This is a genomic window from Cerasicoccus frondis (genome assembly GCA_031296915.1).
Taxonomy (GTDB): Bacteria; Verrucomicrobiota; Verrucomicrobiia; order Opitutales; family Cerasicoccaceae; genus Cerasicoccus; species Cerasicoccus frondis.
Map to the genome: position 1 here is coordinate 131747 of JAVDPC010000009.1, position 22782 is coordinate 154528.

A 22782-nucleotide genomic window follows, 5' to 3' on the forward strand; every position below is an offset into this window, starting at 1 on the left:
CCACTATTGCCCAACCTGACAGCGACAGGAAAGCAAAATCCTACGAGGCCATAAAATGGCAGCCTGCAAACTTTGCGCTACAAAGTAATGCGCACGCCTCGCCGCAAGTATGTCGGCACATCCAAATCCTCGCCATCAAACATATTGCGCTCGGTATTTTCAAAAAAGCCACGCTGTTCGTCTTCGGCCACAAAGGTAAATTCCTCCTGATCGATTTCGAGTGATGGTTGGCGTTTTTTCCCGAGCTTGCTCTCGTGCACCGGTGGTTTGGATTTCGTGTCCACCAGGTCGAAGAGTTCATCATCCGCCGTTTGCTTGGTTTGCACCCGCGGCTCAGGGGCCAGATCAACCCGCGGCGTCACGCGGCGCACTTTGCGCTCTGGTCGGTATCCACCAACTTGAGTCGTGCCAATGACGCATATTTCCACCGAGTTTTGACAACTCTCATCGACCACGGCGCCCAACACGATTTGCTCTTTGCTCCCGAACTTCTCCGAGATCGCCGTCATAATTTGATTCACATGCGAAATACCCAGATCAGTACCGCCAATAATGTTCACCAGCAAGCTGTCTGCGCGCTTGGCGAAGCCAGGTGTGTGCAGCAGCGGACATAACGCCAGATCATTCAGCGCTTCCTGCATAAAGTCATCACCCTCGCCTCGCCCAAGGCCAAACAACGTCTTGCCACCACGCCCTTGGAAAACTTTCCGCAGCATCGCAAAGTCCAGGTTGATCAAGCCAGTTTGCGTCAGCATTGCACAGATCGACTGAATGCCGCGACTAATCCACGCATCGGCCTGAGCAAACGCGTCAAGAACGGTTGCTGATTCGTCCATCTGCTGAAGCAGCAAATCATTCGGCAACGGAATGACCGCATCGCAATGCGTGCGCATGGCCACCAGTGCGTTTTCCGCAACTTCATGGTGGCGCGCACCCTCAAAGGTGAAAGGCTGCGTCACGAATGCAATGACCAGCGCGCCCTGCTCCGACGCCAATTGAGCAATCACCGGTCCAGCGCCACTACCCGTGCCACCGCCCAAACCAGCAACCAGGAAAATCAAATCCTGACCATCCACGAGCTGGCGCAACTTATTTTCGTCCTTCTCCGCCGCGCTTTGGCCAATCTCCACATCACCACCGGTGCTCAAACCACGGGTAACGGATTTTCCGATCAAAAGCTTTTCGCCAATCGGCGACCCTTCCAGCGCTTGGGCGTCGGTATTCACCGCCGCCAGATGAATGCGCTCGTGCGGCGTCATTTGAATGCGGTCCACGGCGTTAACGCCAGCGCCGCCAATACCGATAATTTTGACGCGCACGCCCTCAGAGTTCAGATCACTGCTAAAGGATTTTCCAGAATGTTCGCTCATGTTCGTTCCTCCTTTAGTTGACGAAAAGTTGAGTTACCCGCCGCAGTAATCCGCGCTGTTTCCTTTGCAATGCAGAGTCATCGAGCGATTGTCCCGAGAGAGCGAAGTGCAACAGACCAAGCGCAGTGGTGTATTCGCAGCGCTGCAGATTATCATGCACCCAAGATGGCAATTCTCCAGGACGAGTCGGCACGCCTAGAGCCTTCTCCGCCGCGACTTCAATTTGCTCCAGATGCGAGCCACCGCCGGTTAAAACAACACCTGCGGGCAAATACTTTTCATGGCAAAGCTCGCCAGCCTGCATTTTAACCAGCTCAAAGATTTCAAGCACGCGCTCGTGAATAATCTGAATCAGCGACTGCTTGGGAATACGACGGTCGCCAATCATCTGGTCACCCACCATCCAAACTTTCTCATGCTTATCGTCGGCCTCAAGCACCGCCTTGCCAAAGCTCAACTTCAGCTTTTCGGCATACTTACGATTCACGCGTAAACCCAGCGCAAGATCGTTCGTAATGTGGTCGCTGCCTACCGGGAGCACGCCCGTGCGCGCCACAATTCCATTTTGATAAATTGCCCAATCAGTCACACCAGCGCCAATGTCGATCACCATCACGCCAGCCCGCTTTTCTTCGTCCGTTGCGATTACGGTGCCAGAGGCGATACTCGATAAAATAATGTCTTCAACGTTTAGCCCGAAGCCATTGATCACGTGAATGTGATCGCGCACTTTGCGTTCGTCACCATGAATCGACCAATACCCAACCTCGAGCTTATCCCCCTCCATGCCGAGCGGCTCGCTCGTAACCCGATTATCCAATAGGAAATGACTACGGATGTGGTGGATATACAATCGGTCATCTGACAGCTTCTTCGCCTTGGCCTCACTCATCGCACGCACAATGTCGGCCTCGCTCACACGGTTGTCACTGGAACTCACATTGACGGCCGCGCTGTTGTAAAAGCCTTCGAGGTGACTCCCCGTTTGCGAAAGATAGATTGCTTCAATCTGTGCACCCGCACTTTTTTCTGCCCCCATGATGGCGGCATGCGTCGCATTACTCACCGCCTTAAAGTCGACGATCTCACCCTTTTTAACGCCCTCAGAAGTCGCGTCCTGCTTACCGATAATGTTCAGGCTGCGCCCGTTGACGATGTCGCCAACCAACACGGTGACGGACGCCGCTCCGATATCAACGGCTCCGATTATTCTACTTTGGCTCATGGTGCGTTCGTAGGATTAGCATTCAGAAAGGATAAACATTCAACGAAAACGGACAGGCCCGCGGTTAGTGGAGTCCGCCAGCTTCACGACAGCATCCTGCATAGACAAATCGATGCGATCAATGCGTTGGCGTTGCGATTCCAAGCGCTCCAATATGACGGCAAGCCGGGCAAACTGCTCATCCAGTTCCGACGGTGCAAAGACAATCTCATAGCCCTTCGTCGTCGTAACCGATAATCGTGAACTCAGTTTCTTCCCATCGGGATCGAAGTCGGCGAGAGAAACACTCTCCCACTCAACGGCGCGTTCGGGCATAAGCGAATGCGCATGCTGCAAAAACGCAGCAACGTCGCCAATCCCCTCTACAGGAAAATATTCGCCATCTACTTTGCGACGCAAAGTAACCCCAGCAGCATAAGGCAAGCTGCGCACAACATCTGCGGGATAACGCTTACCCGCATAAACAACTCCCTCAGTGGAGATCAGTCGCAGTTGCTTGCGGCCAGTTGTATCCTGAATCACCACGCGCATAACAGGCTGGCGCTCATCGATGCGGATACGCAGGGCATCCGGAAAAACACGCTCCACCATCACGGTCCGGACTTGTCCATCGGTACTGAGTTCGCGCTGAATTGACTCAATATCGATCGCCATGAGCTCAATGTGCTCTGGCAAATCAATGCGCTCATTGAGCCACTTCTCATCGAGCACACCATCGCTTTCCAGATAAACATTGCGCACGGGTTGTGATCCCCCCGCCATCAAACGGGCAAACGAATCACTCTGCAAATACTTCACGCCAGCCCAAACACCACAGCCAAGCAGCGCAAACACCAATATGCCACCGAGGAATTTCAGGTTGAGCATCCAACGACGTTTACGGGCATGAGAAGTCACCGCACGCCCGGTGAAGGATTGCTGAATGCTCCGCCAGGTGCTCGGCGCGTTTGATTTGGTGCTTTTTCTCTTGGCCATGTTAGGAAGCAACGCGGGCTTGAATTGCGCGTGCGATTGCGGGTTCCATCATCCTTCTCACCAGCGGCTGAAAACCCAACCCAATGCAGCTTGCGCTTTTGGGCAGAAGGCTGGTCGGCGTCATGCCTGGTAGAGTATTAATCTCCAAGAAGTATGGTTCCTCGTCGTTAGTTAATATAAAATCAAGTCGTGCAAAATCCCGGCATTGGCACGATGCGAATGCATTCTCAGAAAATGACCTTACTTTGCAAGACAAAGTTTCATCAATTGGCGCCGGAAAAAGGTACTCTGTGGCGCCTGCGGTGTATTTGTGTTCGTAGTCATAGACACCCTGTTTCGGTCTAATTTCCACGATGCCCATAGCCACACCATCCAAGATCCCAACCGTCATTTCACGACCCGTCACAAATTGCTCAGCCATCCACTTGCCACTCTTGATTTCATCCAGGATGGCAGCCAGCTCATAGCGGCTATGCGCGATGTGGACGCCCACGCTGCTGCCACTGTCGAGCGGCTTCACCACAACATGCTCTCCCAGGGACGCAGTAAGGATATCGGCAGATGGTTTACTTTGCGCTGCAAAGGTTATGTCGCCCGCTAAGGAAAAACCGCTGCCTTTAACGGTCGCCTTCGTATCAATCTTGTTCATGCACAGGGCGCTCGCCGCTGCGTTACAGCCAGCGTAGGCAACTCCCGCATCATCCAGCAGAGCCTGCAGTTTTCCATCTTCACCAAACGGACCATGCATTGCTGGAAAAACCACAGTCTGCTCCGGATCCAAATTGGGAAGTTTGTCCTCGGGCAAGTCAATCAACTCGACCTCGTAATAAGCCTTCAAGGCATCGGCAACCGAAGGACCAGTCACGCGCGAAACGTTTGCCTCCGGCGAAGATCCGCCGCACAGCACTGTTACATGCTGACGTTCGCTCATAGCACATCCTCCCATTCTTGACCAACCAGCAAAGCTTCGGGCTCTAAATCGATTCCACGTTCCGCTTTGACCACTTTGCGAATTTCACGGATCAACGCCAACACATCTGCTGATGTTGCCTGCTCGCGATTGATGATAAAATTCCCATGTACCGTCGACACCTCTGCGCCACCAATCCGCAGGCCCTTTAATCCAAGTTCATCAATGAGCTTGCCAGCATGGTCTCCGGAAGGGTTTTTGAAAATGCAACCCGCGCTGGGTTCTCGCGGTTGTGATTCTTTACGACGCCCGGCGTAGGCGTCCATCTGCTCACGGATCGCGTTGCCTTCGACTTGCGCCCCAGACTTTAGCACTGCACTAAGCGCCATGCCTTCCAGAAGTTCATGACAGCATCGGTATTCAACATGAAATTCTTCACGCGGCAGTTCGCAAATGTCCCCCTGAGCGGTCATGAACTCGACGCTTTCAACGACATCAAACATCCAGCCGCCCATGGCGCCAGCGTTCATCCTTAAGGCGCCACCAACCGTCCCCGGAATGCCTTCCAGGAATTCGAAGCCGCCCAATCCTTCCTTCGCGGCTTGGCCGCATAATCGCTTCAACGCCAAGCCCGCGCCTACCTTGACCCGCCCATTTTCCAATAGTTGAAAGTCACGAAAACCGGCTCCTTTCAAACTGATGACCAATCCCGGGTAACCCGCATCCGCAACGATCAAGTTCGAACCACGACCAAGCGTAAAACATGGAAGATTACTTTGCTTCGCAAAGTAAAGTAAGCGCTCCAAATCGTCCACACCATCCGGTTCGGCATAAAAGCGAGCGGCGCCGCCAACCCGCAACGTCGTTTTGCCAGCAAGCGGTTCAGCCAAGGTCAATTTAGTGTAGAGCGAAAGCGCTTCGCGCCACTCATCAATTATAAGCCAATCATCAGCAAAGCCACGCGCGATGCCGTCGATATCGCCTGCTCCAACAAACAACACAGTAGCCGGACGCGCCCCCCGGATTGCTTGGTCGATGGCGTTGGGCAAAGACACCGCATTGTGAATTGGCCAATCCTGTCCCGCCGCCTTGACGATGGCTTCACTCTGCCCATCCACCAACACCGGTTCGCTGGCAGCATACACAGGCAGGAGCATCACCTCGTCTGCGATGTTCAACGCTTGGGCAAACTCGGCGGCAAACTGCCGAGTCCTCGTGTATCGATGTGGCTGAAAGACGACGATCTGCCGCCCCGGCCACTCACTACGGGCATGTTGCAAGAGTGCAGTTATCTCAGTTGGGTGATGCGCATAATCCGCCAATAGCGTCACGCCAAAGGCTTGGTGCATGACATCCTGTCGGCGGCGAATGCCCGCAAAATCCAACAACATGTCCAGCGTTACGCTTGCCCCAACTTCCCGAGCGGCAGCCATGGCAAGCGCGGTATTCGATGCGTTAAACCCAGGCGCTGAGTGACAACGCAACGCTTTGCGCTCTGGCACGATTTGATTGAGCACATCACTGTCTTCAGGTATGATGACAAAGCTCTTGGTTCGATCAAATAACCGTCGAAATGCATCACATAAATCAGCCTCCGTCGGATAGAGGTCCGCATGATCCCAATCGAAATTCACTGCGACAGTGATCTCCGGGGAGAAGCCTTCCACCGTACCATCACTTTCGTCGACTTCAGCAATAACCCACTCGCTGTCGGCAGAATAGTGCGCGGGCGCAAGATCATTGCGGAACAAGGCGCCCAGAAAATAGCTACAGTCAAATCCCGCTTTGGCCAACAAGTGAATCAGCATGCCAGTGGTCGTCGACTTGCCATGACTCCCTACAACAGCCACCAGTTTTTTATTCGCCACAATTTCTGCCAGCAATTCCCCACGTCGCAGAATCCGAGCGCCACGACTACGCGCCAAGGCCAGCAAGTCATGATTTTCACCAATGGCGCTGGAACGCGCGACGAGCGTTGGGGACTCTGGCAATGCTTCGGTGAGTTGCACGCCATGACGCTCCAGTAATTGAGCTACCTCTGGGCGAAGACTATCGTCCCACCCGGTAACCTCCGCTCCGGCTTGAGCCAAATAGATCGCCAGCGGCGCCATACCCATGCCCCCGACGCCGAGCATAAACACGGCGTCAGGCAGGGATGAAGAAGCAGGTTCTGGCATCATTTCAATCATGTTGGGTCAAGGCGATAGCCGCCATGTCTTTAACAATTTTATCGACTGGGTTAGCACGATCGAGTCGCTCCAAATTTTCACGAAAACGCTTAATCAGCCAGTCGTTGAAAATAAGATCGGTCACCTCTCCTAGCAGACGTTCAATCTCCGACTCTTCGACAACAACGGCGCCTCCTTGTTGCTCTAAAAACTGGGCGTTAGCCAATTGATGATCATCGGCGGAAAAAGGATATGGCACCAAAATCGACGGTAAACGACAGCGGGCAAACTCTGCGATACTACCCGCCCCCGCACGCGCCACCACGATATCTGCCGCGCTCAGAGCTGCCGCCATGTCGTCGACGAAAGGCGTAAATACTGCACGCACAGTTTGCCCGTCAGATGAGGTCCGCTCGATCGAAGCAACCGAAGTTTTGTTCAGCCCAGTCACACAGTAGACATTGATGCCATCCTTGGCAAGCGCCTCAAAATTATCCGCTACCCAGTTGTTCAGCGCGGTAGCGCCTTGGCTTCCACCGAACACGAGCAACAGCTTTCCACTGACTTCCAAGCCGATTTTGGCCCGAGCTTCATCTTGTGGCATGCGATGAATTTCACGACGAATGGGATAACCACAGTGATGAATCATGCTACGCGGCAGTCCTTTAATCGCGACGCCTGGTGGTAGATAAATACGGCGCGCAAAACCCGCCAACATACGAATCGCCCGGCCAGCCCGACGGTTCGCCTCATGGAGCATTACAGGCACGCCCGTGAAGAACGCAGCGAACACTGCGCCTACCGTTAAGAAGCCGCCGAAACCAATCACTGCATCGGCTTTAAACTCCCGCATCAAGTTGATCGTAAACAACAGCCCGCGCACTTGCTCTAGATTGAACTTAACGAACTTAACCGGACTCCACGAAAAGCCAACTCCCGGTGAACGTGCGTACTGAAGCTGTGGGTAGTTTTTAACCAAACGCGAGTCGACATCCTTATTACTAATAATCAACCGGCAGTGATGCCCGCTCTCGATCAAAGCTTCTGCAATAGCTATGCCTGGCGCCAGATGACCTCCCGTACCACCACATGATATGACAAAGTTACTCATAGTTCACGGGGCTTCAGCAGGGGTTTTGCGGACCAGTTGGCAAAGCAGTTAAACAGAAGCCCGATCAGGACGAACATCGTCACCAGATTGGTGCCGCCGTAGCTAATGAAAGGTAAAGACATTCCTTTGGTCGGGAGGAGTCCAGTCACCACACCCATATTAATAAGCGCCTGCAGCGTCAGAAAAAGCAGTGCGCCAGTGGCCAACAAGAATTGATACAGGTTCGGTGCACGGCGCAACGCCAGCACGCCAACCGTAAAGATTGTCGCGAACAATACCACAACAGCAATCGTGGCCACGAGGCCCAACTCTTCACCAATCACCGGAAAAATGAAGTCGGTATGCGCCTCGGGTAGGAAGAACAACTGCTGACGCCCCTGCCCCAGCCCTACGCCAGGTAAACCGCCAGCGCCAAAAGCAAGTATCCCCTGCCAGAGTTGATAACCGCTGTCAGCCTTATTGGCCTCCACATCGAGGAACGAAGTAATGCGGCGCATGCGCACCGGGTCCAGGTAAACTGCCACGCTGAATGCTGCGACGCCCATGAAGGCAGTCGGTAGCAAATACCACAAGCGTGCGCCGGCCAGAAACATCATCGCGAAACCAACCGCACCACAGAGCGCAGCCGTCCCAAAGTCTGGCTCCAAAATAATCATCATGAAAAATACGCCCACGACAAAACCTGGAAGGATAAACCCTTTCCAAAAATGCGTGACCATGCGCTGACGCGTCCCGTAATAACGCGCCAACCAAATAATCAGGGCAATCTTGGCAAGGTCCGAAACTTGCAAACGCATCAAACCAAGATCGAGCCAACGGCGCGCGCCATTCACCTCGACGCCGATTTGCGGAACAAGCACCAAGCCCAGAAGCACCATCACGCCGCCTGCAATGTAATGGCTCATTTTCCCGAGCCACTCCAAGCTGACCACCGACATAAAAATGCCGGCGCAAAGCGCAATACTCAACCAAAGCGCCTGCTTGCGGAAGAGGTAGAAAGGATCCTGTTTAATGAGCTCATTGTGTGACTGCCCGGCGCTGGTCAGCATAAGCAATCCCAGCGCCGTCAACACGAAAACACAGGCCAGCAACGTCCACCCTGCGCCAGGGCGGCGCAAGTAGCGGAAAGTATGCTGACCAATCGCATTCATTTAGTCCTGCACGTTGACAACGGGAGCGTTCTCGATGTCGATCTCGTCGAGCTCGTTCGTTTCTTCGACTTCATATACTGGTTGTGGCTGCACAGGCGCAACGGGAACAATCGGAGCGACTGGCTTGGGCACCACTACGGGAGCTGGCTTAGGCGCAGGCGCCACTGGCTCCAGCCCCGTCGGAATCGTCAATACCTGTCCGACGCGTAAACGACGCGGATCTGCAATGCCATTGCTTTGCATAATGCTCTTCACGGTCACGCCATAGCGTTTGGCAATGGCGCCTAGCGTATCACCCGAGGCGACAACATAAGTCACTTCACCCGCGGCGTTGGGCACGCCAACAACTGGCTTAGGCTTGGCCTGCACTTTGGGAATCAGCAGCTCCTGGCCCACGTAAATACGATCACTGCTCAAACCATTCGCACTGATGATGGCGCTGACACTCGAGCCATGCCGAGAAGCGATCCCCGACAGGCTGTCTCCGGACTGCACCGTATACGCCTGACCCTCCTCGCTGATTTGGGCGGAAGCGTAAGTCGGCGAAGGTGAATCCACTGGCGCTACTGGCTCACTGTCGGACTCAGACGGAATCAAAATCACCTGCCCAATCTTTAGCTGATTGGCGGAGTCCTTAGTAAAGCCATTAACCGCCATAATCTCACTTAGCGTAACGCCATTATTTCGGGCAATTTTTGACAACACATCACCTTTTTTCACAATATAGGTACGCCCCCCGGCTGGATCACTGGGAGCTACAGTTGTCGTTAGGGCAGGCTTGACGGTGTTCACAGGCTGATTGCTTGAGCGCACTTTATTAAACTCCTGGACGCTACTATCTTCATAAATACCAACATCTGTGGTCTCGGCCACATAGCTGTTGTTCGCAACATAGGTTGTGTCCGCAGCGACAACGACTTCCGGCGAAGATGAATCGCTGATATTCCAATCCGGCCGCGTCGGAGGGTAACGCGTATGGCTGCCGCTTTGAGCGGATGTAGAATTTGGACGTACGGCGGCATTGGCCGGACGGTAAGGCTGCTCTTCCGCATGGCTGGGTTCGCCAGTTGGTTCAGCAGCGGCGGCGGTGGTTTTACCTGCATCCGAGGCACAACCGGGTCCGACAAACAATGCAGCAATAACGACTGCATGTAAGCCGAGAACGATGGTGAAAATATGGGCAAGTTTCATGGTGATTTTTTTTACGGTTTGACGCATTCAGAGACCGTAGATGCGGCAGTGACGCCCTTCAAACTCAAAACCGCTTGTTTGAAGCATTCTCCGCGCTCTGCGTAACTTGAAAATTGATCATGACTGGAAAAGCCCGGGCTGAGTAGGATAGACCCCCCACTCAAACGTCGATTCCAGGCTTCCATAACCGCTTCCGAGAGATTCGGGAGCAGCCGATTTGGCACACCCGCGGCTGTCAAGGCTTCGGCCAATTCAGGACCGGATTCGCCGATCAGGCAGGCAAAATCAATATCAGTCGCAATGCGCTGCACAAAGCCGGTAATATCGCCTCCTTTCCGACGCCCTCCACCGATCCAAACAATCGGCCCCTGCGTAGCCGCAATGCCAGCCTCGGCCGCGTGAAAATTTGTCGCCTTCGAGTCATCCCAAAACTGAACACGACCTCCCTCGGCGATGAGTTCCAGCCGATGGGCTGGCACTCGGAACGACCTCGCCGCAGTGTCTAATTCTGCTAAATCACTGCCCTCCATTTCCCAGTATGCTCGCGCCAGCGCGTAATTCTCACGCTGCGGGGAACGTACAAACGGGCTGTCTACAGGTGGCGCTATCGACTTCTCATCGACCACAATCGCATAGGTTGGAAGTTTGAAACCCAGCTTTGCCGCCCAATGAGCTACGCTCGGTCCCACAATTAAGCGCGGTCGACTCAAGCGTTCCACCAAACGCCATTTGGCGGAAAAATATTTCATCATCGAGCCGTGACGCTCCAAGTGATCTTCTGCAAAATTCGTCCACAAGACTGCCTGAGGGCGGAACGAGCGCATCCCTTCAGCTTGAAAAGAGCTCACCTCGCAAACAGCTACGGTGTGATCCGCCCCTCCGGTTTCAAAAAACCTGGATAGCGGGAAGCCAACGTTCCCCGCCGCCATAGCGTCGGTTCCGACGTGTTTCAGCGCATGCACCAGAAACTCCGTCAATGTGGTCTTGCCGTTGACGCCCGTCACTGCAACGAGCCCACCCGGCCAGTAGATCGACGCAAAATCCAGCTCACCGTAAACTGCGGCCCCGGCCTCACGCGCCTTAACCAGCCAGGGATGATCCGGCGAGAAGCCCGGACTGTGCACCACCAGTCGATGTTGTCGCGCATCTCGATCCGTAAAATCTGACTTCGCGCCAGAGGTTCCCTTTTCGTCAAACAGGTTCACCCAGGCGCCCTGGCTCCGCAACAACGCCATCGCCCCAAGACCACTCACCCCAGCACCCAGCACCGCAGCGGGGCTGGACTGTAAATCGGGTATCTGATTGGCAAGTGGTGACATTTTTTTAGCGAAGTTTCAGTGATGCGAGTCCAACAAAAGCAAAGATGAGTGATAGAATCCAAAAACGGATGACGACCTTCGACTCATGCCAACCTGCGAGCTCAAAGTGATGGTGAATCGGCGCCATACGGAAAATTCGTTTGCCCGTCAGTTTAAAGGAGCCGACCTGCAAGATCACTGAGACCGCTTCCATCACAAAGATGCCACCAACAATGATCAGGGTAACGGGTTGGTGCACCATGAAAGCAATGGCTCCAATCAATCCGCCCAAGGCAAGCGAACCAGTGTCGCCCATAAAGACCGTCGCCGGGTGGCAATTGTGCCAGAGAAAGGCCAAACTTCCCCCCACAAGCGCCGTGCAAATAACAGCTAACTCACCAGTTCCTGGTATGTAGCTGATGAGGAAGTATTCCGCGATAATGGTGTTGCCTGCCGCATACGCCATCATCGCATAGACAATAGCCACGGTCACGGTGCATCCAATCGCCAAACCATCGATGCCATCCGTCAGGTTAATCGCATTACTCGATCCCGAGAGCACGAAAAAGAAAAAGATAAAGGCAAACCAGATCGGCATCGGATCGAGCACCGCATACTTATAAAATGGCACCCATAACTGGCTCATGACTCCACGCGTTTCAGCGTTCCCCAATAGCAACCCCAAGGCGAGAAACGTGAGTAATGCCTGCCCAGCCAATTTCCAGCGACTGGAAAGACCAGCGCTACTTTTCTTCGTGACCTTCAGGTAGTCATCAAAGAAGCCAATTGCAGTCAGCCCAGCGTAAACCACCAGCGCCGTGATCACATAAACATTTGGCCGCGCCCAGAGAATAGAGCTTCCCGTAACCGCAGCAAAAATCATTAGCCCGCCCATAGTCGGCGTGCTCTTCTTGCTCGCGTGCAGGTCAGCCAGTTTGCCAACTTCACTGGAATTGCGTAGTGTTTGCTCGGCTTTAAGGCGGCGCAAGCGATCAAAAATCGGCGGCGCAATGAGAAAGCCAACTGCCAGCGCAGTCGCCGCCGCCATCATCATACGAAACGTTATCGAACCGAACAAACGGAACGGTCCCCAGAACTCTTCCAAGCCTGCTAAATACGTTAACATCCCGCTGCCTCCTTTCGCGTCATTAGGCCGTTGGGCAACAGGGATTCCAATTGATAAGCACGGCTTCCCTTCAAGAAGACCGCACCGCTAAAAAGTTTAAGTGAAGCCATTGCGGAGTTAGCGTCGGTATATTGAATGACTTGGGATTTTTCGGCGCCAGCGTCACGCAACCCTTTTGCGTAAGCATCGGACTCGTCGCCGACAAGGAGCACCCGATCCTGCGGACGCAACGGAACGTCACCACCTACTTTGCGATGCAAAGCTTCGGTATGCGCGCCAAGTTCCTTCATGCCTCCAAGCACATAAAGGCGGGGCATGTCCGCTGGGGCCAGCGTGGCAAAAGTTTCCAGCGCATCCATCATGGAGGCGGGATTCGCGTTATAGCAGTCCACGTAATAGAGATTATTCTCCCAGAGATAAATGGAGCCACGGTCGGCGCCAGGCTTCCAGTCCTTTAAACGTTTTTGAATATGCTCCCACTTTGCGCCGCAAAGTATTGCGGTGAGCACGGCGATAACCGCATTGGACACCATGCCCTTCGTCAAATGGCTATCGATGGTAAACTGGCCGGCGAACAATGCACTCTGCACCTGCACGCGAGTTCCCTGCCCTTCACGGAAGAAGCGGAAACAACTGCGATATTCCGTAAAATCAAGCGCAGGCTTCGCTTCACAAGATTGGCAAACGCTGAATATCTCACCGCCAAACTGGTGGAAAGCCGGGTACTGCAGGCAGTCCTCCATACAAACCAACGAAGCGCCAGGAGCCCCCAGGCGCACGAGCTCCGCTTTTTCACGGGCTACGCTTTCCATGTCACCGAGCTGCTCCAAATGCGCTGGCCCAATCATGGTGACTACGGCAACTGTAGGCGAAATCATACCGCCCAAAACCGACATCTCACCGGGCTGATTGATGCCTGCTTCGATCACCGCATACTTGTGCTTCACCGGGTCGAGTCGGGTAAGCGTCAGCGGAACGCCGAGTGTGTTGTTCAGATTTTTCTCGGTCTTCAGGCACTCGTCGCCCAGAAGCAAAGCGATGAGATCTTTGGTGGAAGTTTTCCCGCAACTGCCCGTGACTCCAACCACCGGACCGGGAAAGGTATGACGGTGCTGGTGGGCAATGGTTTGGAAGGCCGAAAGGGAGTCTTCCACAAACAGTTGCGGCAAATAAAGATCGTCCCGCGGATGATCAACGAGCGCTGCCGTGGCGCCGGCGTCACGTGCGGAAGCAAGGAAAGCGTGACCGTCTCGCTGATCGGTTTTGAGCGCGACAAAGCAGTCACCCGGCTTCAGTTTCCGGGTGTCTTGGCAAAAGCCGGTGATGGGCTTGTCTGGCGGTGCTCCCAGCCACTTTCCGGCAGTCCATTCGGCGAGTAGCTTTGGCGAAAATGCAGGCATCAGTTTGGTCGCAGTTTCTTAAGGTTGAGCAGCTCCCTGGCGACTTGTCGGTCATCAAACGGAGCAACAGTGTCAGCAAATTCCTGATAAGTCTCATGGCCCTTGCCAGCGATCAGCACGCAATCTCCGGCCTTCGCAGTTTCCAGCGCCAGGCTGATCGCACGGCGGCGGTCATCCACAAATTCAATCACCTCAGGCTTAGTCACGCCCTTGCGCATGTCATCAAAAATCGATGTTAAATTCTCGCGACGCGGGTTGTCGGCAGTGGCCCAGGCAATGTCCGCCATCTCCTGCACAGCAGCCGTCATCTTAGGGCGCTTGTCACGATCACGATTACCGCCACAGCCAAAGACCACCAGCACGCGGCCGGGGGTAATTTCCCGCAGCATGCTAAGCGCATTGCGCAGGGCGTCGTCAGTGTGTGCGTAGTCCACGAGCACCGGAAAAGTCTGGCCCGCATCGATACGCTCCATGCGCCCAGGCACGCCGGGGAAAGTCGCCACACGCGGCAGCACTTCTTTAATTTCACGTCCCATCGCCACACAAATCGACAGCGCAGCGAGCAAGTTGCTCACGTTGTATTTGCCGGCGAGCTCGGTGGCGACTTCCACTTCGCCACCGGGCCAGGCCAGCTTGAACACACTGCCATTCGGTGAAAGTTTTATATCGCTCGCGCGCAACTCCGCAGCCTCATGCGCGCCAAACGTGATGACGCGTCCCTTGGCCTCCAGCTCTTGCGCGAGCCGGAGACCATAAGGATCGTCGATGTTGATGACGCAGACTTCTGGTTGGTTGCCAGTTTCGCCGGTAAAGAGGCGGCGTTTGACTTCAAAATATTCATCCATCGACAAATGGTAGTCGATGTGGTCCTGGGTCAGATTCAGGAACGCGGCCACCGGAAAACGTAACCCACGCACACGCTCCTGATCGATGGCGTGCGAGCTCACTTCGAGCACTGCCGAGTGGCAGCCTTCGATTCGCATTTGGTCGAGCATCGAGTAAATGTCGACGCTTTCAGGCGTAGTCTTGTAACTCGGCAAAGTCCGACGACCGAGGTCATACCGAACCGTCCCCAGCAAGCCAACGCTGTTTGGTTTGTCCGCGAGTAAATGCTGGGTCAGCATGGTGACCGTGGTCTTGCCATTGGTGCCGGTCACGCCAACCAAATCCATCGCGCGGTCAGGATGATCAAAGAACCGACCCGCGATTTCTGCCAAAGCCACTCGCGCATCCTTCACTTGAATGTAGGGCACGCTCATGCGGGGACCAGGCTCACGCTCACCGACAATGCCAACGGCGCCGCGGTCGATCGCCTCTTCCACGTAAAAAGAGCCACTGGTGTTCGCGCCTTCAATGGCGAAGAACAACGCGCCCGGCGCCACGCGGCGGCTGTCGGTGATTAGGCACGTCACGGCCACATCGCTGTCGCCCGTGTATTTGATGTGCTCCACGCCATGAGTCAGCGCGCGCATGGTGCGCTTAGCCGCCATCGCACCGCCCAGTTGCGGGTTGCTGCGCATGGCCATCCCCCAGCTCAGTGTGTTTTCCAGTGAAGCAAATCCAATCATCGTCCGCCCTCCGTTAGCGCCATCAGCTGGTTTTCCGGTTCCGGTGGAATTCCCAGATACTGAATGCAGTGCTCGGCGATATTCTTAAATACAGGAGCCGCCACGACACCGCCGTAACCGACGCCGCGCATTTCCGGCTCGTCCACCACCACCGTGATGACCAGACGGGGGTTTGACTTTGGAAAAAAGCCCACAAAAGAACCTACATGATGTTGGTGAGAATAGCGACCATTCACGATCTTTTGTGTCGTGCCCGTTTTTCCTGCGACGCCATAGCCTTCGATGGCCGCCTTTCTGGCAGTCCCCTCTTCACCGACCACAGCAGCAAGCATGTCCGTGATTTGGTTTGCCGTATAAGACGACACAACGCGTTCCTTCGCGTCGGGCGAAAACTGCACGACGACGTCACTGCTCGAATCAAAAACTTGGCGTACGATCTGAGGCTTCATCATCACGCCGCCATTGGCGATTGCGCTCATGGCGAAGTGAACCTGCATCGGCGTGGCGCTGATCGCATGGCCCATAGGCAGACGCGTAATCGTCAACCCGTCCCATGCCTTAACTGGGTGCAGGATGCCGTTCTCTTCCAGATCGAGCGGAAAGCCTGTTTTCGCCCCAAAACCAAAACGCTTGGCGTAGCCATAGAGGCGATCTTCCCCCAGTTGCAAACCAAGCAGAGCCGCGCCGCGGTTACTCGACTTCACGACTATTTCGGTCACCGTCAGGTCTTCCAGTGGGTGGTGGTCGGATGGCAGGCTAACCTTACGCCCCTTGTATTCCGCAGTCGGCTTACCGCAATCGAATACGGTGTCAGAGGTGACCAAATCTTCGTTAAGCGCAGCGGCGGCAGGCACGATTTTAAAGGTCGAACCTGGCTCATAAATATCCGTCACCGCACGGTTGCGGAGGTTCTCAATTGGAAAACGCCAGAACTCATTGGGATCAAAAGTTGGGTAGTTCGCCATGGCAAGGATCTGCCCAGTGGCAACCTCACTCACAATGACTGCGACTCCCTTTGGGTTGCACTCTTCGACCAGCTTGGCAACCTCCTGCTCGACCTTGTGCTGAATATTCAAGTCGATCGTCAGCTCGACGTTTAAGCCGTCGCGCGGAGCGACTTCGCGTGAGCTGAATTGAACCAACTCATGGCGACGACCATCCTTCTCGGACTTGCGCCAGCCGTCTTGGCCGGCGAGATAAAAATCACAAAAACGCTCCACGCCCGAAACCGGCGTTTCCTCTTTGTTTACGAATCCCAGAACATGCGAGGCCAATCCCTGCGCCGGGTAAACACGCTGGTATTTGCGGTTGCCATAAACAGAGCGGATGCCCAGTGCTTTCACCGCTTCATAGGTCGGCTCGTCAACGGAATCCACGAGTTCATTCCAACGCACATTACGGATTTCCGGCCCCTGCGCCGTATCGACTGTACGCAGCTTTTGGTCAAACTTGTCCCAGACAAATTCTGGATCGAGTCCAAGTAAGGCGGCGACTTCCGGCGCGCGGGCGTATTCTTCGGCTGTGATCGCCTGCGGGTCGACGCCAATTTCATACACAGCCTGCGTGGAGGCCATCAGGTTGCCACGGCGGTCAACGATATTGCCACGGCGGGCCTTGATCTCCTGGAAACGCTCTCGGTTCTGCTCAACAATGCGCGCAAGCTTCTCGCCCTCGACGAGATGCAGGTGAATCAATCGTCCCGTTAGGACAATGAAGCACGTGAATATGACGACGGTTAAAAAAGTAAATCGAATTCCTGATACGTAAGCGCGGTTCATTGAGTTAGAGGCCGGGCTGGGGCCTCATTGAGAAAGTTTATGGTAAGGCGAAAGAAATGGATAATGGTTGCTCAGGCTGAGCTGCGGCTGGGACAACAGGCTCCTCTGCCGCCAGAATGGGCGCCTGGATCAACGGCGCGGCAGGCGCTTCCACCGGCAAAGCCGGGTCGATATAATCCGCAGGTTGCAGCGGCTTGGCGCGCGGCATCCACACGATCTGCGAAGCCTGCGTCGGACGCAGCCCCGCCGGCGCGCCAGCAGTTAACTCCTGCGGGCTGTGAGCTTTGGCGATACGTGCTTCGAGTGCAGCGTATTGGCGCTCGGCCTGGGTGATTTCAGCATGAATTGCCTGAGTTTGCTGAGCAGTTCTCGCCACGCTCTTGCGCAAATAGACCACACCGAAAGCGCCGCCAGCGACAACGAGCAGCGTCAGCGCGCCCATTGCGAAAGCGGAGAATCGGTAGATTTTGATGTTTTGCGTATATGGAGTCATGGCAAAAAGTTTTTAAGGTTAACGGCGGTTCCGGCCTTGGCCGGACAAAGCGCTTTGCAAACGACGCAAGGCCGACCGGCGAAACCGGCTGATCGTGCGTTGTGTTTGTGAGCGGCGCTTGAGCATATCCCAAATGTGGTCGGAATGTATGGCGGTCTTCATTCAGTCCTCAGAGTAGAGGTGAAGTCAGCTTGCGAACGGCCCGTAATTTAGCCGAACGGCTGCGTGGGTTGGCGGCGATCTCCGCCTCATCGGCGGTAATCGGTTTGCGGGTGAGTCGTTCCGCGAGCTGCGTGCGCTCATCTTGCGCGCGCGAATCGCGGCCGTGCTCGGGACGTCCGGTGACGCGATTAAAGAATCGCTTCACTAGGCGGTCTTCCAAGGAGTGGAAAGAGATAACAGCCAATACGCCTCCGGGGGCGAGGGCCTCGAAAGCCTTGGGCAAAACCTCGTCGATAGCGCCCAGCTCGTCATTAACGGCGATGCGGATGCCTTGGAACGACTTCGTCGCGGGGTGGATGCGCTCGCCGCGACGTTGCGAAACGTTGGCGGCAATGAGGTCAGCGAGTTGGGCAGTCGATTGCAGCTTACCGGTTCCCCGGGCCGCCAGGATGGCGTCGACCACGCGTCTCCACTGTTTTTCCTCCCCTTGGTCACGGATGGCGCGGACGACATCCTCCCGACTAGCGGTTTCGAGAAACTCGGCTGCAGACACGCCCTGACGCGGGTTCAAGCGCATGTCTGCGGGCGCGTCCTCTCGAAATGAGAAGCCCCGTTCGGCCTGGTCCAACTGAAAAGAGGAAACACCGAGGTCCAAGAGGACCCCGGTGAAACCTGTTTGCGTCAGTTTGTCCAGTTTGCGGAAATTAAGATCAAAGAACGAAAATCTTTCGGGATAACGCTCCCGTAGGGCGGCGGCCCGCTCAGCAGCGGCAGGGTCGCAATCGAGCCCGGTTACGTGGACTCCTTCGTTGGCTTCGAGCAGGGCGGTCGTGTGGCCACCGCCGCCGAATGTGCCGTCGAGATACCTTCCGGGCTGGATGGGCGAGAAGCATTCGAGCACCTCGCGGAGCAGCACTGGCAGGTGTCCCATAGTCCGAGTCAGAGTTTCGGTTGGGCCATTAACGAAGGTGGAGCACATGGGCGAGGACCCTCCAGCCGCGCGCGGAAACCTTGATAGAAGGTTCTTCGCGGGTCGCCCCTTGCAAGAAGGGCAGGTCCTGGCGGCCAATCGGGCGACGCACCTGGTCAAATTCCCAGTCTGTCGGTCCCGTACGTTGGCGGCCCAGAATGCCGGCGTGATAGAGTTGTTTGCTGATTTTCATGGTGAGATGTTCGGTGGTAAATTTTCATGCGAGGTCGTTTAGAAGCCCAGGTCGGCGAGGATGTCGCTGAGGTCGCCGTCTTCCTCGTCGTCGGCCAGGTAAGCTTCGTAGCGCTCTGGATTCCAGAGTTGGAAGAAATTAACGGTGCCCGCCAAGACGACCTCCTTAGAGATGCCAGCGTGCTGAAACAAACGGTCGTTGACCGTGATGCGACCGTTCTTGTCGAAGGAAAAACTGTCAGCCGACGCCAGCAGCTTGGTGATGGCCTTGCGGCCCTTCTTGTCGCCAATGCTGATCTTCGAGATTTTCTCTTTCAGCTCGGCCACCATCTCGGGCGGATAGACCGTCACGCAACCCGCAGGATCGGGGAACGCCAAGTAAGTCTGCTGATCATCGCCTTCGCTACGCCACTTGGACGGGACCGTGAGCCTCCGCTTGGCGTCCAGATTATGTCTGAACTCCCCTGCGTAAAAGCCCTGGTTGAAGTCGATCATGGAGATAAATGCGCGCGTCTCAGTAGTCCCACTGCATCCCACAAAGCCCCACTTTGCCCCCCACGTCAAACTTTTTCTTCCATAAACACGTCATACGTAACGATTTTGGTGAATTTGGAGGCTGAAATTTGTGAATAACTTGGTAATTTTGGTGAATAACTCTGCCAAAAGGCCAATTCACCCGAAAATGACGTCCCACTCCGCCCCCCCACCGCGCTCCACGCGCGCCGACGAACTCCTCGTAGCCCAAGGGGTGGTGGAATCGCGGGCCATCGCTCAGCGAATCATCAAATCCGGTCAGGCATTTCGCGCCGACGGGTCCATCATTCCCAAACCGAGCGCCAAGATTCCGGCCAACGAGCCGTTGTCCATCGCCGCTCCCCCCCGCTACGTCTCCCAGGGCGGCGAAAAGTTGGAGTCGTGGTTCGCCCAGTACCCTATCGATGTTGCCGGGCTCGACGCGCTCGACGTCGGCGCCTCCACTGGCGGCTTCACCGACTGCCTCCTTCAGCGCGGCGTCGCCAGCGTGACCTGCGTGGATGTCGGCCATGGCCAGCTCCACCCCCGCCTCCTCGACGACGCGCGCGTAACTAATATAGAGGGCGTCAATGCGAAGGCGCTCGACGAGACCGATCTCCCCCACCCGACTTACCCGCTGATCGTCGCCGACCTCTCCTTTATCTCTTTAAAGAAAGTCATCGCGCAGATCTGGTCACGGCTCGCCCCTGGCGGCGCCGCAATCCTCCTCGTCAAACCACAGTTCGAGGCGCCCAAGGAGGTCATCGCCAAAACCAAAGGCATTCTCCGCGACGATCAACTCCGCGCCGAGACCTTGACCAGCGTCACCGAAACCGCCACCGCCCTGCCCGGCTGCACCGTCCTTGGCCATATCGAGTGTCCCGTTGCTGGCGGTGACGGCAACCGCGAATACCTTCTCGGCCTGAAGCGTTGCACGAATTGACTGAGCGAGATACTCCAATCCGACAAAAGAAAACGCCTGTTCAGTTTAACCGAACAGGCGCTTGTCCCATATAAAAGCGTTCCGAACTACACAGCCAACACCCTGCGCTTGCGACGCATCCAAACAAACGCGCCTAGCCCCACAACACCCAAGCCTGAAATATAAGCGCTAGGCTCGGGAATGGCTGAAATTGCATTTAGCTGAACAGAATCGCCCGCACCAGTCCAACTCCACGAATAAATTCCCGGAGTCACCCCCATGCCGGCCAGCGTTTGTCCAGTGAATGTGCCACCACCAGTAATGGGCGTGCCAGCAACATATCCACTTGGCAGAATCAGAGCACCTACACCCAAGCCCAACGTTAAATCAAGCCCAACTATCGCCGATCCCCCATCATTGATACTGGTATTGAGCAATGTTCCCGTGCCGAAACTGACATCGCCAGTAATACTACCCACTGTGGGAAGAAACAATTCACCTGTTAGATTCGTTCCAGTCTGAATAATAACGGTGCTTGGATTAACCAACCCCAAAATAGGAGCCGAAACCCCGGCCGAAGTCAGCCCAGACAAACTAGTCAGCGAGCCAGAGACTGTTAATTCGACGTCGGCGCCATTTTCCTGCAAAGTAAAAAGCAATAAGCCATGAGAAGAAAGAGTGGATCCGAACAGACATAGAATAGGCAGCAGTATTTTCATGCTACAATCAATACCATATAACCAAAAACAGCCAACACCAGGCATCACCATTTTCCGAGGGCGCACTTAAGTCACGGTACAATAAATGCGACGCCCCATAGAGCGCCGCATCAAAAATGTAGCTCTGAATACAGTCTACTCGATAGTGCCAAAGTCCATAATCGCTGGCTCTTCCTCTTTGTGAGCCGGTTCTTCCGCCTCTTCCTTCACTTCTTCTACCTTCTGCTGGACTTTTTCAGCGGTGGCGTCAGGAGTCGGAGGCTCGTCTATTTTAACGTCGACCGTCTCTGCATCACCCTCCTTCACGGGATCACCAACAGGCACCGTCACAATCTCAGGCGGTGGGCTCTCAGACTGAGCATCCTTGATCACCTGTTCAACCATGGCCGCGCCCTTCGGATCTTCGTAGGTCACCACGCCATCCTTGTCCTTGGTCCACTTAATATCTTTGCTGTCGGTAATCAATTCCTCGCCAGACGCAATCGTTGGAGTTGAGGCAGCAGCCGCAGTTGATGAATCCTTGGACTTGATGCTGCGCGAAAGCAATCCATAGTCGATTGAGCTCGATGCAGCCGGTTTCGCCGGAGCAGGCGCTGGCGACTCCAGGTCCTCCTTCAGCATCTGGTTGTCAGCGGCAAGCGTTTCCTCGTCCATGATTTTTTCGAGTTGCGCCTCCTCGACATGGCTAACCGTGTGAGAATCTTGGGCCGCGCGCAGCGCTTCACGGCGCTCATCCATCGTTGCCCGGTATTGGCGACGCTCAATGTCCTCCACTAACACCCGCTTCTTCTGGCGATATTCAGACCAGGAAAGCTCGCCGTTAAAGTATTGCTCCTTGAGTGGCTTCAGTTCGTGTTCTTTCTCGGCCCAGTTAGAAACACCTTTGCAACCAGCAAAGAGCAGTGAGCCAGCCAAGATGCCCAGAGTAATCCCGTTGAATGAATTCATGACAGCAGATTGATTTTAGGTTGAAATTACCCGGGTCAGTGGTCACCCGCGCAACCAGAGCAGTTCGATGATAAGTGTTTAGGTCTTAATAAGATAAACGCAAGCACGGTGTCGCCCGCTAGGCGCTTTTTACGACCATTTGGCAACATAAACATGGTTTTTACAGGGCCAATCACTCAGCCTGCCATCATTGAATCGCCCACCAAGTCGCCAATCGGGGACACAAAAAAACCGGCGGGAACGAATCCTCGCCGGCTAAATGGATAGCTGCCGCTCAATTACTGGTTTTCGTAGCGCTGGCGCAGCATGTTGGTGAAGGCGGCCACCTTTTTCTTACGGCGACGGACTTCACAAGGCTTCTCGAAGTAGCGCTTGGCGCGAACGTCACGGATGACGCCTTCACGGTCGAGCTTCTTCTTCAAGCGGCGGAGCGCCTTTTCCATGGGCTCGCCTTTGCGGACTTTAACATCAACTGGCATAAGTGTTCTTAAATTGGATTTCGGGAAAAAGCAGAGGATAAAGGGACATATAGGCCCTTTCGTCAAGCGAAATTCGCACTTTGGCGGCATTTAATGGTCACGGCGCGAATCCA

General features: G+C 55.0%; 22 protein-coding genes. 1 reads left to right on the forward strand and 21 read right to left on the reverse strand.

Annotated elements, in window-relative coordinates:
* Positions 1-77: 77 nt before the first annotated feature.
* The 18 genes from ftsZ to RBB63_RS09600 are packed head-to-tail and all read right to left on the reverse strand — an operon-like array spanning position 78 to position 19583.
* Complete coding sequence (ftsZ, locus tag RBB63_RS09515) at positions 78-1370, reverse strand: cell division protein FtsZ (RefSeq protein ID WP_309383526.1); 1293 nt, start codon at positions 1368-1370, stop codon at positions 78-80.
* Between the two features lie 13 nt (positions 1371-1383).
* Positions 1384-2595, reverse strand: a complete 1212-nt coding sequence (gene ftsA, locus RBB63_RS09520; RefSeq protein WP_309383529.1) for a cell division protein FtsA — start codon at positions 2593-2595, stop codon at positions 1384-1386.
* 39 nt (positions 2596-2634) lie between these two features.
* Positions 2635-3570, reverse strand: coding sequence for a cell division protein FtsQ/DivIB (locus tag RBB63_RS09525; protein ID WP_309383531.1), 936 nt, complete (start codon positions 3568-3570; stop codon positions 2635-2637).
* A gap of 1 nt (position 3571) precedes the next feature.
* A complete protein-coding gene (locus tag RBB63_RS09530) occupies positions 3572-4501 on the reverse strand; it encodes a D-alanine--D-alanine ligase family protein (protein ID WP_309383533.1) in 930 nt (309 codons plus the stop codon).
* Positions 4498-6660, reverse strand: coding sequence for a UDP-N-acetylmuramate dehydrogenase (gene murB / locus RBB63_RS09535; RefSeq protein WP_309383536.1), 2163 nt, complete (start codon positions 6658-6660; stop codon positions 4498-4500). The genes RBB63_RS09530 and murB overlap by 4 nt, the downstream gene beginning before the upstream one ends.
* Before the next feature lies 1 nt (position 6661).
* Complete coding sequence (locus RBB63_RS09540; protein ID WP_309383538.1) at positions 6662-7759, reverse strand: UDP-N-acetylglucosamine--N-acetylmuramyl-(pentapeptide) pyrophosphoryl-undecaprenol N-acetylglucosamine transferase; 1098 nt, start codon at positions 7757-7759, stop codon at positions 6662-6664.
* Positions 7756-8910, reverse strand: coding sequence for a putative lipid II flippase FtsW (ftsW, locus tag RBB63_RS09545; RefSeq protein WP_309383540.1), 1155 nt, complete (start codon positions 8908-8910; stop codon positions 7756-7758). The genes RBB63_RS09540 and ftsW overlap by 4 nt, the downstream gene beginning before the upstream one ends.
* The gene (locus RBB63_RS09550) at positions 8911-10101 is read right to left on the reverse strand and encodes a LysM peptidoglycan-binding domain-containing protein (RefSeq protein WP_309383542.1); all 1191 of its coding nucleotides are present in this window, start codon (positions 10099-10101) and stop codon (positions 8911-8913) included.
* 11 nt (positions 10102-10112) lie between these two features.
* A complete protein-coding gene (murD, locus tag RBB63_RS09555) occupies positions 10113-11420 on the reverse strand; it encodes a UDP-N-acetylmuramoyl-L-alanine--D-glutamate ligase (protein ID WP_309383545.1) in 1308 nt (435 codons plus the stop codon).
* Positions 11421-11424: 4 nt separating this feature from the next.
* A complete protein-coding gene (gene mraY / locus RBB63_RS09560) occupies positions 11425-12525 on the reverse strand; it encodes a phospho-N-acetylmuramoyl-pentapeptide-transferase (RefSeq protein ID WP_309383547.1) in 1101 nt (366 codons plus the stop codon).
* On the reverse strand, positions 12519-13925 hold the full coding sequence (locus RBB63_RS09565) for a UDP-N-acetylmuramoyl-tripeptide--D-alanyl-D-alanine ligase (RefSeq protein WP_309383549.1): 1407 nt from the start codon (positions 13923-13925) through the stop codon (positions 12519-12521). Before RBB63_RS09565 ends, mraY begins: the two co-directional genes overlap by 7 nt.
* Positions 13925-15493, reverse strand: coding sequence for a UDP-N-acetylmuramoyl-L-alanyl-D-glutamate--2,6-diaminopimelate ligase (locus tag RBB63_RS09570; protein WP_309383551.1), 1569 nt, complete (start codon positions 15491-15493; stop codon positions 13925-13927). The genes RBB63_RS09565 and RBB63_RS09570 overlap by 1 nt, the downstream gene beginning before the upstream one ends.
* Positions 15490-17271 (reverse strand): peptidoglycan D,D-transpeptidase FtsI family protein, encoded by a 1782-nt coding sequence (locus tag RBB63_RS09575; protein WP_309383553.1) that lies wholly within the window; start codon positions 17269-17271, stop codon positions 15490-15492. Before RBB63_RS09575 ends, RBB63_RS09570 begins: the two co-directional genes overlap by 4 nt.
* A gap of 37 nt (positions 17272-17308) precedes the next feature.
* Positions 17309-17764, reverse strand: coding sequence for a hypothetical protein (locus tag RBB63_RS09580; RefSeq protein ID WP_309383555.1), 456 nt, complete (start codon positions 17762-17764; stop codon positions 17309-17311).
* 18 nt (positions 17765-17782) lie between these two features.
* On the reverse strand, positions 17783-17926 hold the full coding sequence (locus RBB63_RS09585) for a hypothetical protein (RefSeq protein ID WP_309383557.1): 144 nt from the start codon (positions 17924-17926) through the stop codon (positions 17783-17785).
* A 7-nt stretch (positions 17927-17933) separates the two neighbouring features.
* Entirely contained in the window at positions 17934-18857 is a 924-nt protein-coding gene (gene rsmH / locus RBB63_RS09590; RefSeq protein ID WP_309383559.1) for a 16S rRNA (cytosine(1402)-N(4))-methyltransferase RsmH, read from the reverse strand.
* A 28-nt stretch (positions 18858-18885) separates the two neighbouring features.
* On the reverse strand, positions 18886-19089 hold the full coding sequence (locus RBB63_RS09595) for a hypothetical protein (RefSeq protein ID WP_309383562.1): 204 nt from the start codon (positions 19087-19089) through the stop codon (positions 18886-18888).
* 38 nt (positions 19090-19127) lie between these two features.
* On the reverse strand, positions 19128-19583 hold the full coding sequence (locus tag RBB63_RS09600; RefSeq protein ID WP_309383564.1) for a division/cell wall cluster transcriptional repressor MraZ: 456 nt from the start codon (positions 19581-19583) through the stop codon (positions 19128-19130).
* Positions 19584-19770: 187 nt separating this feature from the next.
* Between RBB63_RS09600 and RBB63_RS09605 the strand changes: the two genes are divergently transcribed.
* Positions 19771-20544, forward strand: coding sequence for a TlyA family RNA methyltransferase (locus RBB63_RS09605; RefSeq protein WP_309383566.1), 774 nt, complete (start codon positions 19771-19773; stop codon positions 20542-20544).
* 86 nt (positions 20545-20630) lie between these two features.
* On the opposite strand, the gene RBB63_RS09610 is transcribed toward RBB63_RS09605, so the two are convergent.
* The 3 genes from RBB63_RS09610 to rpsU form a co-directional block, all read right to left on the reverse strand.
* The gene (locus RBB63_RS09610) at positions 20631-21242 is read right to left on the reverse strand and encodes a hypothetical protein (protein WP_309383568.1); all 612 of its coding nucleotides are present in this window, start codon (positions 21240-21242) and stop codon (positions 20631-20633) included.
* 135 nt (positions 21243-21377) lie between these two features.
* Entirely contained in the window at positions 21378-22190 is an 813-nt protein-coding gene (locus RBB63_RS09615) for an SHOCT domain-containing protein (protein WP_309383570.1), read from the reverse strand.
* 278 nt (positions 22191-22468) lie between these two features.
* Positions 22469-22669 (reverse strand): 30S ribosomal protein S21, encoded by a 201-nt coding sequence (gene rpsU / locus RBB63_RS09620; RefSeq protein WP_269540765.1) that lies wholly within the window; start codon positions 22667-22669, stop codon positions 22469-22471.
* Positions 22670-22782: the final 113 nt, after the last annotated feature.

Coding starts and splice junctions, on each gene's coding strand:
- RBB63_RS09585 (WP_309383557.1), bottom strand. CDS start 17,926: ATGAAGACCGCCATACATTCCGACCACATTTGGGATATGCTCAAGCGC.
- RBB63_RS09600 (WP_309383564.1), bottom strand. CDS start 19,583: ATGATCGACTTCAACCAGGGCTTTTACGCAGGGGAGTTCAGACATAAT.
- murB (WP_309383536.1), bottom strand. CDS start 6,660: ATGATGCCAGAACCTGCTTCTTCATCCCTGCCTGACGCCGTGTTTATG.
- RBB63_RS09615 (WP_309383570.1), bottom strand. CDS start 22,190: ATGAATTCATTCAACGGGATTACTCTGGGCATCTTGGCTGGCTCACTG.
- RBB63_RS09525 (WP_309383531.1), bottom strand. CDS start 3,570: ATGGCCAAGAGAAAAAGCACCAAATCAAACGCGCCGAGCACCTGGCGG.
- ftsZ (WP_309383526.1), bottom strand. CDS start 1,370: ATGAGCGAACATTCTGGAAAATCCTTTAGCAGTGATCTGAACTCTGAG.
- rpsU (WP_269540765.1), bottom strand. CDS start 22,669: ATGCCAGTTGATGTTAAAGTCCGCAAAGGCGAGCCCATGGAAAAGGCG.
- RBB63_RS09605 (WP_309383566.1), top strand. CDS start 19,771: ATGACGTCCCACTCCGCCCCCCCACCGCGCTCCACGCGCGCCGACGAA.
- RBB63_RS09550 (WP_309383542.1), bottom strand. CDS start 10,101: ATGAAACTTGCCCATATTTTCACCATCGTTCTCGGCTTACATGCAGTC.
- mraY (WP_309383547.1), bottom strand. CDS start 12,525: ATGTTAACGTATTTAGCAGGCTTGGAAGAGTTCTGGGGACCGTTCCGT.
- RBB63_RS09575 (WP_309383553.1), bottom strand. CDS start 17,271: ATGAACCGCGCTTACGTATCAGGAATTCGATTTACTTTTTTAACCGTC.
- ftsA (WP_309383529.1), bottom strand. CDS start 2,595: ATGAGCCAAAGTAGAATAATCGGAGCCGTTGATATCGGAGCGGCGTCC.
- RBB63_RS09565 (WP_309383549.1), bottom strand. CDS start 13,925: ATGCCTGCATTTTCGCCAAAGCTACTCGCCGAATGGACTGCCGGAAAG.
- RBB63_RS09570 (WP_309383551.1), bottom strand. CDS start 15,493: ATGATTGGATTTGCTTCACTGGAAAACACACTGAGCTGGGGGATGGCC.
- RBB63_RS09595 (WP_309383562.1), bottom strand. CDS start 19,089: ATGAAAATCAGCAAACAACTCTATCACGCCGGCATTCTGGGCCGCCAA.
- murD (WP_309383545.1), bottom strand. CDS start 11,420: ATGTCACCACTTGCCAATCAGATACCCGATTTACAGTCCAGCCCCGCT.
- RBB63_RS09530 (WP_309383533.1), bottom strand. CDS start 4,501: ATGAGCGAACGTCAGCATGTAACAGTGCTGTGCGGCGGATCTTCGCCG.
- RBB63_RS09610 (WP_309383568.1), bottom strand. CDS start 21,242: ATGAAAATACTGCTGCCTATTCTATGTCTGTTCGGATCCACTCTTTCT.
- RBB63_RS09580 (WP_309383555.1), bottom strand. CDS start 17,764: ATGACTCCATATACGCAAAACATCAAAATCTACCGATTCTCCGCTTTC.
- ftsW (WP_309383540.1), bottom strand. CDS start 8,910: ATGAATGCGATTGGTCAGCATACTTTCCGCTACTTGCGCCGCCCTGGC.
- rsmH (WP_309383559.1), bottom strand. CDS start 18,857: ATGGGACACCTGCCAGTGCTGCTCCGCGAGGTGCTCGAATGCTTCTCG.
- RBB63_RS09540 (WP_309383538.1), bottom strand. CDS start 7,759: ATGAGTAACTTTGTCATATCATGTGGTGGTACGGGAGGTCATCTGGCG.